Annotated in this window: 12 protein-coding genes; 9 read left to right on the top strand and 3 right to left on the bottom strand. The window is 53.4% G+C overall.

Annotated elements, in window-relative coordinates:
• Window positions 1-126: 126 nt before the first annotated feature.
• Window positions 127-2874 (bottom strand): excinuclease ABC subunit UvrA, encoded by a 2748-nt coding sequence (gene uvrA, locus KTH_RS22005; protein ID WP_497623272.1) that lies wholly within the window; start codon window positions 2872-2874, stop codon window positions 127-129.
• An 824-nt stretch (window positions 2875-3698) separates the two neighbouring features.
• Here uvrA and KTH_RS22000 point away from each other — a divergent pair.
• The 9 genes from KTH_RS22000 (at window position 3699) to KTH_RS21960 (ending at window position 14919) form a co-directional block, all read left to right on the top strand.
• Window positions 3699-5360 carry a ribonuclease J gene (locus KTH_RS22000; protein WP_111324977.1) on the top strand — a complete coding sequence of 554 codons (1662 nt, stop codon included), beginning with the start codon at window positions 3699-3701 and terminating at the stop codon, window positions 5358-5360.
• Window positions 5361-5544: 184 nt separating this feature from the next.
• Complete coding sequence (locus KTH_RS21995) at window positions 5545-6948, top strand: hypothetical protein (RefSeq protein ID WP_497621094.1); 1404 nt, start codon at window positions 5545-5547, stop codon at window positions 6946-6948.
• A gap of 308 nt (window positions 6949-7256) precedes the next feature.
• Entirely contained in the window at window positions 7257-8057 is an 801-nt protein-coding gene (locus KTH_RS21990; RefSeq protein WP_111325012.1) for a thiazole synthase, read from the top strand.
• Between the two features lie 10 nt (window positions 8058-8067).
• Entirely contained in the window at window positions 8068-8724 is a 657-nt protein-coding gene (thiE, locus tag KTH_RS21985) for a thiamine phosphate synthase (RefSeq protein ID WP_170142838.1), read from the top strand.
• Window positions 8721-8954 (top strand): sulfur carrier protein ThiS, encoded by a 234-nt coding sequence (thiS, locus tag KTH_RS21980; RefSeq protein WP_111324974.1) that lies wholly within the window; start codon window positions 8721-8723, stop codon window positions 8952-8954. Before thiE ends, thiS begins: the two co-directional genes overlap by 4 nt.
• 451 nt (window positions 8955-9405) lie before the next feature.
• Window positions 9406-12435 carry a DNA translocase FtsK gene (locus KTH_RS21975; RefSeq protein WP_497621091.1) on the top strand — a complete coding sequence of 1010 codons (3030 nt, stop codon included), beginning with the start codon at window positions 9406-9408 and terminating at the stop codon, window positions 12433-12435.
• A gap of 59 nt (window positions 12436-12494) precedes the next feature.
• A complete protein-coding gene (locus tag KTH_RS21970) occupies window positions 12495-13103 on the top strand; it encodes a TetR family transcriptional regulator (RefSeq protein WP_497621089.1) in 609 nt (202 codons plus the stop codon).
• A 72-nt stretch (window positions 13104-13175) separates the two neighbouring features.
• Window positions 13176-14177: an ATP-binding cassette domain-containing protein gene (locus tag KTH_RS21965; RefSeq protein WP_111324971.1), complete on the top strand. Its 1002-nt coding sequence runs from the start codon at window positions 13176-13178 to the stop codon at window positions 14175-14177.
• Window positions 14161-14919: an ABC transporter permease gene (locus tag KTH_RS21960; RefSeq protein WP_170142836.1), complete on the top strand. Its 759-nt coding sequence runs from the start codon at window positions 14161-14163 to the stop codon at window positions 14917-14919. Before KTH_RS21965 ends, KTH_RS21960 begins: the two co-directional genes overlap by 17 nt.
• Window positions 14920-14949: 30 nt before the next feature.
• Here the strand turns inward: KTH_RS21960 and KTH_RS21955 are convergent, their stop codons facing one another.
• Together KTH_RS21955 and KTH_RS21950 are read right to left on the bottom strand one after the other, a co-directional pair.
• On the bottom strand, window positions 14950-15483 hold the full coding sequence (locus KTH_RS21955; protein ID WP_111324969.1) for a DUF2087 domain-containing protein: 534 nt from the start codon (window positions 15481-15483) through the stop codon (window positions 14950-14952).
• Window positions 15484-15631: 148 nt separating this feature from the next.
• Entirely contained in the window at window positions 15632-16984 is a 1353-nt protein-coding gene (locus KTH_RS21950) for a hemolysin family protein (RefSeq protein WP_111324968.1), read from the bottom strand.
• Window positions 16985-17095 lie beyond the last annotated feature (111 nt).

Here is a 17095-nt window from a genome sequence, read left to right as displayed (position 1 = left end):
GCCGTCAAGCCTTTTTGGACCCAATTTTTGAGCTTGTGGCAAAAACAGCGAGAAATCTGGCACGCTGGCCGAGGACCAGGCAGGCGACAAGCATGAACTTGTCGCCTGAGATGCGATGTATGCGAACTACAGTATGGCACGGAGATAACGCCCGGTGATACTTTTCGGGTTATCTGCGATCTGTTCCGGTGTCCCTTCGGCGACAAGGTAGCCTCCCTGTTCACCTCCGTCCGGCCCCATGTCGATGATCCAGTCTGCCGTTTTGAGGACATCAAGCTCATGCTCGATGACCAGAACGGTATTTCCAGCGTCGACCAGCCGGTGCAGCACATTCAGCAGGTGCTGGGTATCCGCAAAATGCAGGCCCGTGGTTGGCTCATCAAGAATGTACAGAGTTTTGCCTGTTGCCATTCTGCTCAGTTCTTTGGCCAGCTTGATACGTTGTGCCTCACCACCACTAAAGGTGGTTGCGCTCTGACCGAGCGTGATGTAATCCAGGCCGACATCACAGAGGGTTTGGAGCATGCGAGCCAGCTTTGGGTTATCGTTGAAGAACGCAAGGGCTTCGCCAATGTTCATATTGAGCACATCAGCAATGTTCTTGCCTTTATAGCGGATCGCCAGAATATCTTCTGTATAACGAGAGCCATTACAATCTTTGCAGGTGACCCAGACATTGGGAAGAAAATGCATCTCGATAAAGATCTGTCCGTGCCCTTTGCAGTGCTCGCACCGTCCTCCCTCAACGTTGAAGCTGAAGTGCTCGGCTGTATACCCTTTTGCTCTGGCTGCCTCTGTCTTTGCGAAGAGCTGACGAATGGTATCGAAGATCCCGACATAGGTTGCGGGATTCGAGCGAGGTGTTCGTCCAATCGGGTCCTGCGTGATATTGATAACCTTATTCAACTGCTCAACGCCTTCCAGGCTGCGATAGGGGCCGCACTGCTCTGGTGTCGTGTGGTGAATAGCCTGCATCAATGCGGGATAGAGTGTCCCATTAATCAGGCTACTCTTGCCGCTACCGCTTACCCCTGTGATACAGGTAAGGAGACCAAGCGGAAAGCTCACATCCACACCCTTGAGATTGTGCAGGGTGGCTCCTTTGATGCTCAGCCAGCCACGCTGTGGAGAACGACGTTGTTTGCCGCGTGGCAATTCCACTTTGCGCTTGCCACTGAGGTATTGTCCGGTGATCGAGCGCGGTGCTTCAGTAATCTGTGCAGGCGGTCCAGCGTAAACCAGCTCTCCCCCGCGAACTCCGGCTCCCGGTCCTATATCGATAATCCAATCAGCAGAGCGCATCGTGAGTTCATCGTGCTCGACAACCAGAACCGTATTACCCATATCGCGTAAGTCGATGAGTGTTTCTAGCAACGTATGCAGGTCACGAGCATGCAGGCCAATAGAGGGCTCATCAAGCACGTAAAGGACGCCCACCAGGCCATCACCGAGCTGACTGGCAAGCCGGATACGTTGCCCTTCACCACCGGAAAGCGTGGGCGCGGCTCGATTGAGCGTCAGGTAATTCAGGCCCACCTTGAGCATGAAGCGTAAACGGCGCTGTGCTTCGTGCAGCGCTTCTGCCGCGATACCCCAGGCTTCATTGTCCAGCGTTTCTTCAAGCTCGGTGAGCCAGGCATACACATGCTCGATTGCCATATTGCTGATTTCATGGATATTCTTACCTCCCAGGGTGACAGCCCGGGCCTCTGCCGTTAAGCAGGTTCCCTGACAGGTCTGACAGATCTGCTGACTCATAAAGGTTGCATAGCGCTTGCGGCTGGTTTCCGACGTAGTATTGTGATAGAGTCTGTAGAGCTGCTGGACAAGGCCGATAAGCTTAGCCTCTTTCTCGAAAGACCAGTGCCCATTACTGCCATCGTACTCCATTTGCATCGGGATCTTATCTTCGGACCCATAGAGCAGGGCATCTCGGAAGTGTTGGGGAAGCTCCTGCCATGGCGTCTCAAGATCGATCTGGTAATAGGCTGCGATATCGTCCAGGTTACCAAGTGGCCAGAAGGTATGCGAGCGCTTACGCAGGCTGCCAAACCACTTGATTGCGCCATCGAGAATGGAGAGTGTTGGATCAATCAGCAGTTCGGGATCAACAAAAAGTCGGGTCCCCATGCCGTTGCAATCGTTGCACATGCCGCCTGGCTTATTCGGATTAAATTGATAGGATGCCAGTTCCGGGAAGTGTGTGCCGCAACGCGGGCAGATCCTCTGTTCACTGAAGATCAGCTTCTCTCCCTGCTCGGTTGCCAGTAAGAGCGAGCCATTCCCGGCTTTCAATGCTCGCTTAACAAGCGTGAACAGCTCTTCCTTCCAGTGCTGGTCCTGATTTGCTGGAAGCTCGATCCGGGTGATATATGTTTTCGGAATGAGTTGCCCGGGGTGCAGCAGGTCTGGCGTGTAGAGCTGTATGGATGTACCTGCCGGAAGTCTGCTGATCCGTGACACAATGTCTGCGGGGCTGTAGCGGTGAATCGCGGTTCCACAGTTCAGACAATGCGCGATCCCGATGCGCGAGTAGAGCAGGCGTAGATAATTAATTACTTCGGTGATCGTTCCAACCGTTGAGCGAGGGTTCTTACTAACGGTCTTCTGCTCGATGGCAATGGTAGGACTGAGTCCGCCTATGTAGTCGACGTGTGGCTTCTCAACTTGATCGAGAAAGCTCCGAATAAAAGGAGAGAGATTGTCCATATAGCGTCTCTCACCTTCCGCATAGATGGTATCAAAGGCAAGCGATGATTTTCCGCTTCCACTGACGCCCGTCATAACGACCAGCTTGTAGCGCGGAATACTGACATCGATATTCCGAAGATTATGCTGTCGGGCTCCTCGAACTACTATTTTATCTGCTTCCAGCGTTGCCTTTTGCTGGACGACTGGCTTCACGGTGCGCCGTGGCGTCTCCTGTTCAAGAAGCAAGGAAAGCAGGTTCTCACTCAATTGAGATGATTGCGTCATGCGTTCTCCTTCTCTGCGGCCTGGGGAGGCCATATAATCTTCATCAAAAAGAAAAAGAGGAAAAGCGGGTGAATGCTTTACTGCGCACAGAAAAGAAATTTGCTGTCAGATGGAGCGATGAAAAAGGAAAGGGTTTCCAGATGGAAAAGGTCGCTTGCTCTTCAGTAGCTCCAATGCTACTATGAGCGTAGAGCATCTCTTTGGAATGAAGGTGATGTCCTTTCTGGACATAGAGAGAGAATCCCCTTTCTGTATTTGAGAGGTGGACCAAAGGAAGAGCGAGTCCACGGGAATGTTTGGCTGAAGGGCCGTGTTATCTTATAGTACAGAGCTCTTTTGTGTTTCCTGTTCTTGTTTCTATTGAAGAGTAGCATAGATCTCCTGACATCTTCTGTCATATAATCGGGGAGGGATGGTGAAGGGGAAAGGGAGACGTCAGCAACTCGCTTTTCGGCATTGCGCCTGGAATTCTCCACAGATGAAGCGTTTCTTCTATGAGCAGGCAGTATTCAGAATGTGTATTTTCTGCCGATATGTATAACAAAATAGGATTGCAGCTTGTTTTTAAGATAGTCACTGTAGTATACTCTTAAATGGATCATTATTGCTTATTTTGACTTTTCCTCCTGCTTGAGTGTGCGGGAGTAAAGATACATATATGAAAAGTGACGTTTATAGCCGTGGGCTACAGATATAGTGTTTTTTAGGAGGTTCTTGAACCCTTGACAACAGAAAAAGTTCGACTTATTCCCCTGGGAGGCCTGGGAGAAGTCGGCAAGAATATGATGGTCGTTGAATATGGCGACGACATCATTATCATCGACTCGGGGGTAATGTTCCCCGATGATGAAATGTTTGGTGTTGATCTCGTAATCCCGGATACAAGCTATCTCGCTGATAAAAAAGATCGTATTCGCGGTATCCTTATCACTCACGGTCATGAAGACCATGTCGGAGGCCTCCCTTACATTTTGCCGATGCTCGATTTTCCTCCTGTCTATGCGACACGCTTGACGCATGGATTGATCAGCGTAAAGTTGAAAGAGCACAGACTTCTGGATAAGGCTGTTATCAACGTGGTGTCTCCCGAAGATCATGTTGAACTGGGGCGGTGTACGGCGGAGTTCTTCCGGGTCAATCACAGTATTCCTGATGCAGTTGGCATTGTTATCCGAACGCCTCTGGGTGTCGTTATTCATACCGGTGACTATAAGTTCGACTATACACCGATTGATGGGAAGCCCGCTGATCTTGGCATGCTTGGCCGTCTGGGCAATGAAGGCGTCCTGGTGATGATGGGTGATAGCACGCGTGTTGAGTCTCCCGGCTACACTCCTTCGGAGCGCGTGATTAACGACTCTCTGGATAAGATCTTTGCCAATGCGCCAGGTCGCGTGATTGTGGCAACGTTCGCCTCACTGATCTCGCGTGTACAGCAGGTAATCGACACTGCTGTCCGCTATGATCGGCGGGTGGCTCTGGTTGGTCGAAGCATGCAGAATAACGTGCAGATGGCGATCGAGCTAGGGTATCTGGATGTGCCGCCAAGCACGCTGATTCGTCCTGAAGATATCAACAAGTTCGATCCAGAACAAATTGTTGTGATCTGTACGGGCAGCCAGGGTGAGCCGACATCGGCACTAACTCGCATTGCGAATAAAGACCATCGGCTTGTGCGCATTCAGCCGGGCGATACCGTCATTCTGTCGGCAACGCCTGTGCCGGGCAATGAGAAGATGGTTCATCGCACCATCAATAACCTGTTTCGCCTGGGGGCGGAGGTCTATTATCAGGGCCTTTCCCATGTGCATGTTTCAGGGCATGGCGCTCAGGAAGAACTGAAGCTGATGCTCAGCCTGCTACGACCCCGGTACTTTGTGCCGATCCACGGTGAGTATCGCCAGTTGATCCTGCATGCCAAGCTAGCACATTCGCTAGGCATCCCTGATGACAATATCATGGTTGCCGAGGACGGCGATATCATCGAGATTTCCAGCGAGGGAATCAAGCATACCGGCCATACGGCAACAGGTAATGTCTATGTGGACGGATTGAGCGTCGGCGATGTGGGACAGATTGTGCTCCGCGATCGAAAGGTGCTCTCTCAGGATGGCATCCTGATGGCTGTGCTGACTGTCGATAAAGAAACCGGCCAGCCTATTGCCGGACCCGATATTGTGTCACGCGGCTTTGTCTATATGCGTGATGCTGAGGAACTGCTGGAGAGTGCACGGGAGCGTGTTCTTGAGTCCTTTGTTGACTTGAATGGTCACGGCTCCGACTGGTCCTTTGTGAAAGATAAGATCAAGGATACTTTAAGCGAATTCCTGTATGAACGAACACGCCGCCGACCGATGATCCTACCGGTCGTGATGGAAGTGTAATCTCACTATTCTTGCTGACAAAGTAGATCACAAAACACCAAACCAACTACCAGAAGCTTCCTTCTGGTAGTTTCTTTTTTTGTAGATCACAAAACCGGACCTTTTTCGCAGGCTCTCTCTATGTGCTGTAGATTAAAATGAAAAGAAAGGCGAAAGATGAAGTGTAGCAGCGAAAGGTGTGTTGATGAGCGAGGAAGAGAAGCAGCGAAACGATCTAGAACCAGTAGATGATGACCTGATGATCGTTGACTTAGATCCTCCCCCACCGCAAACGAAGGGGAAACAGCGAGTTGGAGACCTGCATTCTCCTCTGATGCATGCACTGGCCTGGGTCCGAAAGCCGCAGACGCGGGTTCCATTGCTTTCTGTCACACTGATTGTTGGTACTGTTCTGGTACTCCTGCTGAGTGGAACCTTGCCCGATCTGGCTGCGATACTTCCGGGAAAGGCTCCAGAAGCTCCCTCTCCTTCACCACAGAGCTGGCAGGATGAGATCAGTTGTGTCTATGACGCGGCCTGGTCCGCTGATAGTCGCTTGCTGGCTGTTATCGGGGTCTATGGTGGCTGTGAGACCTCGGAGGTCTCCTATGCCTATTTAAATGTCTATGACGTGGTTCAGCAGAAGCGCCTGCAACAATACACCCCCGAAGAGCTGATTATTCAACAGTATCGTGAGCAGTTCTCAGCGGGCTTTCATGGCACCATTGGCAACTATCTGGTTCGCTGGTCTCCCGAGCTCCATCAACTTGCCTGTTTGTTCCTCATCTGGCCTCCGATCGGCTCAGGCGAGAAGTTGCTTGAAGGGGTTCTGCTCCTGCATGAGGACGGTTCGTCATCGGCGTTCTTCCATCCATTGCCGCTGGCTGCAAAGAAACGGTGGGGCTCCTGGGGCTATGGCGTCTGGGATCTTAAACAGAAGCGCTATCTTGAGAAGCCGCGAAAGATCCAGGAAAAGCAGGCATTCGGGTTTACGTTTCCTCCAGCTCCGGCCTATCGCTGGCTGCCAGATGGAAGCCTGCAACCCTTGATGCAGAATGCGATAGGTCTGGAGCGCTCTGCTGCCTTTTCGTTCTGGCAGGAGGGCTCGGTTGCTCGCATTGAGGATAAGCAGAAGAATGCAGTGTTTCTGGTCTGGATGGCGACGCCTGTGGTCTGGTCTCCTGATGGGCGTTATCTGACACGTGGCCTGATTCTGGGGGGAAGGATTGAGGTGCCTGGCATCACCTCAAATGATCAGGAGGCGTTACGCCGCAATGGTCTGGATGCAATCGAGGTAGTCCAGCCCCCAGACAGGGCGCTGACGCAGGCGCTGCGGGAAGCGGAGGCGCTTGAGCGGAAACAGGAGATGCAATATATCGTGTTGCTACGTCAGGTGGCGTGGAGCCCCGATCGGCAGATGATGGCTGCGTTAAACACCTTTTCCCGAAAGGTAACAGTGTTCAGGAGCAAGACGGGTGAGAGCATGGCTACGATAGATTTTCAGGCCGGTATCGACGATGAGAGCAGCCTGCTGCACTGGTCTCCTGATGGGCGCTTTCTTGTCTCGGCTGCGCAAAAGCTGCTGTTCTGGAATGTACAAAGCCGTTGAGTGCAACCGCTTCGATATGGTATGCTTAGATAAGAGATGTTTTTCCAATAGATCTTTGAATGATCGACCTGTAAATCTGTACAATCTATTTAAAGGGAAGCTAGGGGAGCCCGGAGAGCCGGGCTGAGAGTGCAACCCGTCAATGTTGCTGACCCTGTATCGATGTACCTGATCTGGATCATACCAGCGGAGGGAACGCTTTCTTGTGCCTCTTTCGGTGAAGATGTATTGGCCGTTTCCTCGCTGTGAGGAGAACGGCTTTTTTGTTGGGCCGCCTCCTCAACCTCCTGAAAAAAAGAAAGGCCAACATGATGACAAGCGATACGCTCAAAATTGGTTCGCGTGCGTTTCGGTCACGCCTGATCCTGGGAACCGGCAAGTATCGGGATTTTGAAGAGATGAAGGCGAGCCTTGAGGCAAGCGGCACCGAGATCGTCACGGTTGCATTGCGGCGACTTGACCTCTCCAATCTCGGGCAACCGTCGTTGCTGGATTTCATTGATCCGGCACGATACACCATTCTACCCAATACAGCGGGCTGTAAAACAGTAGAGGAGGCGGTTCAGATAGCCCGGCTGGCGGCTGCGATGGGGTTGCCACGCTGGATCAAGCTTGAGGTCATTCCAGATGCGCGCTACCTGCTCCCTGATCCTGTTGCCACGCTGGAAGCGACGCGCCTGTTGATCGAGGAAGGTTTTGAGGTGCTGCCCTATATCAACGCTGATCCCATTCTGGCGCAGCGGTTGCAGGATGTGGGGGCGGTAACAGTGATGCCGCTTGGCTCGCCGATCGGCTCAGGACAGGGACTCTTAAACCTGCCCCAGATTCAGATTATTATTGAGCAGGCACGAGTACCGGTGATTGTTGATGCGGGCATTGGTGCGCCTTCTGATGCGGCGCTGGCGATGGAGCTGGGCGCTGCTGCCTGCCTGATGAATACGGCGGTGGCACAGGCCGGAAAACCGCCACTGATGGCGCTGGCGATGAAGCAGGCGGTTGAGGCCGGGCGAGCCGCTTTTCTTGCGGGTCGAATTCCTCGAAGCGCGTATGCTCAGGCCAGTAGCCCGACAACCGGCGTCGTGTCGTATGAAAGCGCTACGAACAGGTAGGGAGACTCCTATGAGCCGGGATTCCAGAGAAGCTACCCGCAATCCTTTTCAGTTGTGCCTGGTAACCGATCCGACGCACGCAGAACTGGAACGCGTGGTGACAGAGGCCCTGGCTGCCGGGATTTCCATGCTGCAACTTCGAGGCCATACGCTTTCGGCAGCCTCGCTCTATGCGCTTGCGCGGCGCTTTCTGCCGCTCTGCAACCGTTATCAGACCGCCCTGATCGTCAATGACCGGCTTGATGTGGGCCTGGCTGCGGGGGCGCATGGCTTCCAGCTTGGCAGACGCTCTCTTCCTGTCGCGGTTGCCCGGTCACTGGTTGGTCCTGAGATGCTGCTTGGGGTCTCCGTTCACTCGTTGGAGGAGGCCAGGGAGGCTGTGGAAGCGGGCGCTGATTACCTGCTGGCCGGGACGCTCTTTCCCTCTCACTCACATCCGGGTGAAAGAACCGCAGGGATCGGGCTGATTCGGGCACTGCGACAGGCGTATCCGGCACTGCCGTTGATAGGCATAGGTGGCATTACCTCCGAGAACGCGGCGGAGGTCATAGAGGCGGGTGCAAATGGCGTTGCGGTGATCTCGGCTCTTTTTCAAGCTCCCTCTGTCTCAGTAGAGGTTGAGCGGCTCCGCAGAGCCAGTGATAGGAAAGGAGAAGCAGACGCATGACCGACGGACAGCAGCCTGCGAATGGGACGATTTCTATTCTCGCGAACGGACAGACGCGCACCGTGCGAGCGGGCTGCACTATTGCAGAGTTCTTACAGGAACTCTCGATTGCGCCGCGACTGGTGGTTGCGCAACTGGATGGGACCATCATTGCTCGTGAGCAGTTTGGGACCACACCTTTGTATGAGGGCTGTCGACTGGAACTGGTGACGATGGTGGGTGGCGGGTAAGCGCGAGACGAGCCGCTCTGTGCAGGGCGGCTCTTTTCTGTTCTACCTGTGAGAGGGCGGAAAGAGCGTGGATAGGAAGAACCAGGCGAAAGGGACAGGAGATGAGTGGCGCATTTTCGATGTGAAATATAATGGAAAGAGAAAAGATCTGAGGATACAAAAAGATGTAGCGAATTAGCGAATGGAGATATAGCAGGTGTTCCCTCCTCTTCTACGTAAGCTTGTCACCCTTATCTTTATGTTGCTCTGTCTTCTTCTTATTGCCGCAGCAGTCATGATTACTGATGTTCGGTCTTTTATCTGGCTCTGGCGCTAGAATGGCTGCTTTCGAGCCCGTCCTGTACTGCTCTGCTTGCATGAATCCGGTGTTCTAGCCCTTGCTTCCATGTTCCATCTGCGCTATCATAACTGTTGTCTCCCTCTGGTATTGAACGTAGGAGGAAAAACCTGAATGGCAGGTGGCAAAAAGAAAAAAGACGATGAGCGCCAAAAGGGGCTAGGGCCATCGCGTGTCAGTGGTGCTGCCGGAGCACTGGGCTCTCACAGATTGATGAAAGCGCGAGTCGAGCAGCGTTCCAGTATCTCCTCGACCTCGCGCCCGAGTGGTCGTAAACAGGCTGCACAGCAGCAAACACAACGGACAAAGTCAGCTTCACGTGCATCAACCGGAAAAAAGAAAGCAGCTTCCGCACGAACCGCGGTTCCTCCGGTTGCCGAGAAACAGGGTCCACAGGATACGCGGTTTATTGATTGGATACGGCAACAGTGGGAGACATTGGATTCGTATCAGCAGCAGCGCGTTTTCGGTGTTCTGCTTCTTATTCTCTCTTTGCTTCTGTTTGGATCTTTAACGATCTTCAGCACTTCTCCGGTCTTTAGTGCGATCAAAGCGTTCTTTATCGGCCTGCTGGGCTGGACTGCTTACCTCTTTGCGCTTGGCCTTATCGCATTTTCCACTATTCATCTGGTTGAAGGGGTGCGCAGAACGCGGCTGATGCGCTGGCCGATGGTGGTTGGCTCGATTGTGCTGTTGTTGATCTTGCTGGTAGAATCGCGCCTCTGGCTCGGACAGGGGAAAGCTGGCTCTCTGGCTGATGCGCTGGCGCTTCCGTTCCTCGGATGGGACGCGCTGATTGCCCATGTTATTCTTATAGGGGCTTTTCTGCTGGTTTTCATTTTCAGTTTCCGTATCACCTTCGGCCATGTGCTGTCTACCTATCGCTCGCTCCGTGGCCTTTTTGGTAGACATGCGGAAGAGAGCACCGGCCAGCAGAGCTCTCCATTTCTGGGGCAGCGGCCGCGTTTCAGTCGCTATATGCGCCAGCAAAGCGAGCCGGACGACATAGGGGATGAGGATGATGACTCTCAGGAGCCTCTGATCCTTTCGCACTCTGGCAAGCAGCTAGATCTTGCCGAGATGGAGGATCTGGCTGATGATGAGACTGTGGATCTGCATTCAGATATGCCTTTCGAGGAGGAGGATGAAGACCCGCTCAACGATATTAATTTACACAAGCAACATATCGGGAGCGTGCCGAAAGGGCCGATGCGGGTTCCTCCCTCGTTTGATCCTCATGACTATGCCGCATCTGTTGATAGCGTGAGTCAGCAGCCCCTGCCTTTTGAGCAAAAAGGGCGTAAAGCGCCGCCCCGGCGTAAGGTAAAGCTGGAAGCGCCACAGGCCATAGTTGCCGATGAGGATGGAACGCCGTCGAATCCACGCCTACAGACCCCGGCCAATCAACGTGGCTCAAGACGTGAACGGGCGGCGCAGACCCCGAGCATTGTTTCGCGCTGGCGGGTGCCGGATACCTCGTTGCTGAATAGTGCCGAGTCGGCCAAGCTCCAGATGTATAACGATAATACCGCAGAGCTGGCCCGCCTGATTCAGGAGACGCTGCGCAGCTTCCGGGTCGAGGCAGAGGTGCGCCCGGAAGATATCAGTATCGGGCCAACCGTGATTCGTTTTGGCATCCGTCCGACCGGTAAGCCCGCACTGATAAAGGATGATAAGACCGGGAAGATGATCCCCATGCGTGACGCCGCGGGCAATATCATCTATGAGACGCGCACGCGTGTGAGCCGCATTATGGCCTTGCAGAATGATCTCGCGCTGGTGCTGGAAGCCAAGTCCATTCGTATGGAAGCTCCGGTGCCGGGGCGCCCCTATGTCGGCGTGGAGATTCCAAACAAGAACAGTCGGCTGGTGACGCTGCGTGAGGTCCTGGAAAGCAGAGAGTACCAGGCGGCCAAAAATAAGTCAAAGCTGACAGTGGCGCTGGGAAAAGACGTTGCCGGACAGGTACGCTTCGGTGATCTGGCCCGTATGCCTCACCTGCTGATCGCGGGTGCGACGGGCGCAGGCAAAAGCGTGATGATCAATACGCTGATTGCCAGCCTGTTAACTCAGGGAACGCCCGACGACGTTCGGCTGCTGATGGTAGATCCCAAGATGGTAGAGCTGAGTCTGTATAGCGGTATTCCCCACCTGCTTTCTCCCGTCGTGACCGAGGTCGAGAAGGTTGTACCCCTGTTGCGCAACGCGATCAGTGAGATGGAGCGCCGCTATCGTCTGTTTTCACAACTGGGTGTGCGTAATCTCGATGGGTATCGCAAGATGCGGCTCCAGCGGCTGGCGAAGGGCGATACCTCGCTGAACAATTTACCTGCGATCGTGATTATCATTGATGAGCTGGCTGATCTGATGATGGCAGCCCCCGAGGAAGTAGAAAGCATGATCTGCCGTCTGGCGCAGTTGGCCCGTGCGACCGGCATTCATCTGGTGATCGCAACACAGCGCCCATCAGTTGATGTGATTACAGGTCTGATCAAGGCAAATATTCCAACGCGTATCTCCTTCATGGTCAGCTCTGCTGTTGACTCGCGTACCATTATCGATATGGGAGGCGCGGAACGCCTGCTCGGACGTGGCGATATGCTCTATCTTCCCGCCGATGCCGGGCGACCGGAGCGTATTCAGGCCTGTTTCCTGGCTGATGAAGAGGCTGAACGGCTGGTACAATTCTGGCGCGATCAGGCTGCTGAACTGGCGCATAGCGATGCGGTAAACGATCCGGGCATCGCGAGTGCATTGCAAGAGGTCGCGCCCGGTTGGGAGATTCAGGAGCAGCAGGAAAGTGGCTTTGAGCTGGAAGATGAGTTGCTTGATAAAGCGGAAGAGGTTGTCCGTGAGGAAGGCCGTGCCTCGATCTCGCTGTTACAGCGGCGGCTCCGCGTCGGTTATTCACGTGCAGCTCGGCTGATTGATTTGCTGGAACAGCATGGTGTAATCGGCCAGTTTGAGCCGGGAGGCCGCTCGCGTATGGTGTTTGATAGTCAGGGCGGTATCGTGGCAGATGATGCCGAGAGCGAGCAGTCCCTTTCTGATGCGGCTGAAGAGATCGCGTTTGAGGAGCAGGCTCGCAATGAATGGTTACGCCAGCAGGCAAAAGCGCAACGCCAGCGTCGCCCGCAGGAATAGCCCCTTGACAATATATACATACGTAGTGTATGTATAGAAGTGAGAGGAGAATGGCTATCATGCGTCGAACAAAGGAAGAGGCGGCTATCACAAGGGAACAACTGCTGAAGGCGGCGTTGCGCATCTTTTATGAGAAGGGATATAACGCGACAACGCTGGAAGATATTGCGCGTGCGGTTGGGAGCACACGCGGCGCTGTCTACTGGCATTTTGGGGGCAAGGCCGAACTGTTCAACGCGGTGATTCGAGAACAGTATCACCGGGCATGGGAGAAGCTACAGCCGCTCTATGTGCGCGATGATCGCCCTCTCCGTGTCTTGCGGCGGATTCTGATTGGTTGGATGCTCTATCCGGTGGAAGATGCTGATTTTCGGATTATGCAGAAGATGATGAACTGGCAGACCGTGCTACTGCCCGAGATGGTTGATGGAATGCAGGAAAAGAGAGAGGGACTTCAGCGCTCGCTGGAAGGGATGGCGGAGCTTCTCAGAATGGCAAAAGAGAACGGAGAAGCTCGCGCCGATCTGGACGTAGATGCGACCGCGTTTGCCGCGATGGGGCTCATTTATGGCATCACCGATCTCTGGATGTTGATGCCGGATCAGATGCCGCTTCAAACAAAGGCAGAGGAGATAGTTGATGGCTTTATTCGAGGAATCAGCCGCTAAGCTATCTCCTCTTTTTTTTGAGTAATTTACATACATGCTGAATGTATGTAAGGAAAGGAGCAGGTTATTGGTATGCATGATGTCATCGAGGTTGAGAACCTGAGCAAAAGCTTTCAAAGTCGGGGCAAGCAGGTTGAGGCGCTTCGTGGCCTGCATATGCGGGTGAAGGAAGGCGAGATTTTCGGCTTGCTTGGCCCGAACGGTGCGGGCAAAACCACTACGCTTCGCATCCTGACAACTTTGCTCTCACCGGATGAAGGCCGAATTCTGGTTGCTGGCTTCAATGTGGTTCGCGAGTCGCATCGAGTGCGTGCAGCGATTGGCTTTATTAGCCAGAAAGGTGGCACTGATAGCCTGTCGAGCGGTCGAGAAAATCTGTTGTTGCAGGCGCGGCTTTATGGGTTGTCCTATGGCGCGGCCCGGAAACGCGTGGCTGAGTTGATTGACACGCTTGATCTGGCCCCTTTTATCGATCGTCTGGCAATCACTTATTCAGGCGGGCAGCGGCGCAAGCTTGATCTGGCGCTCGGGCTGGTCCATAAACCCGGGTTGCTGTTTCTGGATGAGCCCACGCCGGGACTGGACCCACAGAGTCGTGCGGCTCTCTGGGAAGAGGTGCGCAGCCTGCACGCCGCAGGAACAACAATCGTGCTAACCACCCATTATCTTGACGAAGCGGATCATCTTTGCAGTCGCCTGGCGATTGTGAATGCCGGAGTGGTGGTCGCTGAAGGCTCTCCTGCACAGCTCAAACAGCAGATTGTCGGCGATGTCGTCACACTCGGACTTAGCAGCGCCGCGCGGCAGGCGGAACACCTGCTGCGGCCTCATGTACGTGAGCTACGGCTGATTTCTGAGGCAGAAGCTGAGAAGTTACAGGTCTATGTCGAAAATGGAGAAGAGCGGCTGCCTGCTCTGCTTCAACTGCTGAATAGTGCCGGAATCGCCGTGCATACCATTTCGCTGTCACGTCCTTCGCTGGATGATGTGTTTTTACGGCAGACCGGATTTTCTTTCAAAGATGCTGAGAAACAGACACCTCTGTGGGAGGGAAACCATGAAGCTATTCTATGAAACGCGCCTGCTCTTTGTCAGGAATGTGCGCCTCTCTTTCCGAAATCCTGCCTGGATTCTCTTCGGGCTCTTTCAACCTGCCTGTTACCTGTTGTTCTTTGCGCCTCTGTTAGACCCGATCAGCCGGATCGCAGGATTTCCTGCGGGAGGCGGCATGTTGGCCTTTACGCCCGGCTGTATGGTGTTGATGGGGATTTTCGGTCCGCTCTATAGTGGCTTTGGTCTGCTCCAGGAATGGCGTTCCGGCTTTCTTGAGCGCCTGCATGTGGCTCCTATCAGCCGTTGGGCGTTTCCTTTGAGTAAAATAGGGTATGATGTTCTTGTGCTGCTAGTACAGGTTATACTGATTGTGCTGCTGGCCTGTCTGATGGGGCTGCGTCCGGACATTCGCGGCGTACTACTCTCGTTGCTCCTGATTGCGCTGATGGGAGCTTTTCTCTCCGCCTGCTCTTATGCACTGGCCCTCTGGTTGCAGAGTGAGGATGCGCTGTCTTCTTTCCTCAGCACGCTCAGTATCCCGTTAATGCTGCTGTCGGGGATTATGTTGCCATTGTCGTTAGCCCCTGTCCTCTTACGGCTCATTGCCAGAGTGAACCCTTTTTCCTACGCGGTGACTGCCACACGAGCGCTGTTTCAGGGAAACTTTCTCAGCGGTGAGATCCCGCTGAGCTTCGGCCTGATGTTTGTCCTCACGCTGCTGGCACTGTTCTGGGCCGTGCGCTCATTCAAGCCTGCTCTTTGATGTTGCGGGGAGGGATCAAACATCCCTCCCTTACTTGCTTTGTCGCCAGTAGATCCCGTTCTCACGCTGCATCAACCCAAAATCGACCAGACAGCGGCGCAGATAAGCAAAGTCTGGATGGTAGAGTTTAAGCCGCTCATTGACCTCACGTTCCGCATAACGAATATTGGGCTCGAAGCGCTCAGCAAGCCATCTCAGAACAACCTTCAGCTTTTTAAAGCTGGCTGGTATTTCTTTCAGGTGGTGTCCATCAAAGAAGTTCCGCAGGATAACGCGTTCCCATTCCTCGCAGGCAAAGTCAGCGAATGCATCCGGACCTGAGGGCGCTTGGAAAGTTGCTTTCAACGTATTGAGTGTTTCTGTATTGAGTACATAGGTGGAATCCTGTGTTCGCGTCAGACCGCTAGCAGAGAGCCGCGCAAGGTGGTGAGCGATGACGTTTTCTTTCATCTGAAGCTGCTCGGCCAGTTCAGACAATGTGTGAGGCCTGATCGCCAGAAGGCCGAGGATTTTGAGCCGCTCTACATCGGTCAGTGTTTTCACAAGCAGTTCGGTAGATGGCATTGCGCCCTCCTTTTCTTGTTAGATAACTATCTAATTAGAAGTATATCTAAGAAAAAGAAAAAGTCAAGGCCATGCCTTTGGCGGAGTTCAATGTGAGAGGGAGGAGATACGCTTCCTGTGGCAGAAGCGCATCTCTGACAGAGCCGGGTTATTCCACGAGTTCAGCCTGTGCTTCCTCGTTCTTGATGGGAATCACACGGACACGAGCGACACGGCGTTGATCCATCTCCTCAACGCGCAGAACATAATGGTCAACCGTTACCTCGTCATTGATCCGAGGAATACGATCGATCTGCTCAAACACATAGCCGCCGATCGTGTGTACATGGGTATGCTCAATCGTGACGCCAAAGCGCTCCTCAAAGCCAGCGAGAGACATCAAGCCATCAATCGTGCTGGTGCCGTCTGGATGCATTTCTACTTCAGAGCGTACGCCCGCTTCCCGTGTATCGAACTCGTCCTGGACCTCACCGACCAATTCTTCAACGATATCTTCCAGCGTGACGATGCCTGCCGTTGAGCCATACTCATCAATAACCACTGCCATATGAGTGCGGCTGGTGCGCATCCGGGCAAGCAGAGTCTCAAGCGTAATGGTTTCGGGAACGGCCAGAATTGGGCGCTGTAGGCGTTGAATATCAAAGGTAGCGGATTCCGGGTGGGTATCAAGATAGGTCAGCACGTCCTTGATATGCACCAGTCCAACGATGGTATCCAGATTCCCCTGATAGACAGGATAGCGCGTGTAGCGTTCCTCAGAGATAATCTGCTTGAGCTGATCTAGTGTGACAGTGGTTGGCACGCCGACAACCTCAATGCGCGGGATCATCACATCATGGACAGTCTTATCGCTGAAATCGAAGACGTGGCGTAAAAGCTCTTCTTCCTGTGAGTTCAGGATACCGGCCTTACGGCTCTGGGTGACCAACATTTCCAGCTCTTCGACTGTATGAACAGAGGCGCTCTCGCTGGTTACTTTGAGACCTATCAATTTAACGGCCAGATTGCCGATTCCATTCATCAGCAGAATGAAAGGGTGGAAAATCTTCGCGAAGAGCTCCAGAGGTCGAGTGACAAAAAGTGATGTCCCTTCTGTGGCCTGAAGCGCGATTGACTTTGGCACAAGTTCACCAAAAACGATATGCATGGTGGTGATCAGAATAAAGCTGATCGCGACGGCAATACTGTGTGAGATTCCTTCTGCGAGCCCCTTCCCGAGCCAGGCGAACGGGGGCTCGATCAGGTGGGCGAGGGAGGGTTCACCAATCCAGCCGAGGGCCAGACTGGCAATAGTGATCCCTAACTGGGTTGCAGCAATATAGCTATCGAGATGATGAATCTGTCGCTGAAGGGTTTGTGCGGCTCGATTCCCTTCAACAACCAGTTGTTCTACCCGAGTAGAGCGAATTTTGACCAGGGCAAATTCTGCGGAGACAAAGAAACCATTTGCTGCTATGAGTACAATAACAGCCAGGATTCCGAATAATGAAGTGATGTCCATCGTTTGTTGTTCGTTTGCTCCTTTCGTGGTTCAGAGACCACTTCCAGCAATAGATGTGTGAATAGGGAAGGGATGTCTCTTCCCGATGACGTCTTGAGCAGTGAGTGCCAT

Source organism: Thermosporothrix sp. COM3, assembly GCF_059696735.1.
The sequence above is the reverse complement of the archived record's forward strand: the minus strand, read 5'-3'. Positions and strand labels throughout refer to the sequence as shown.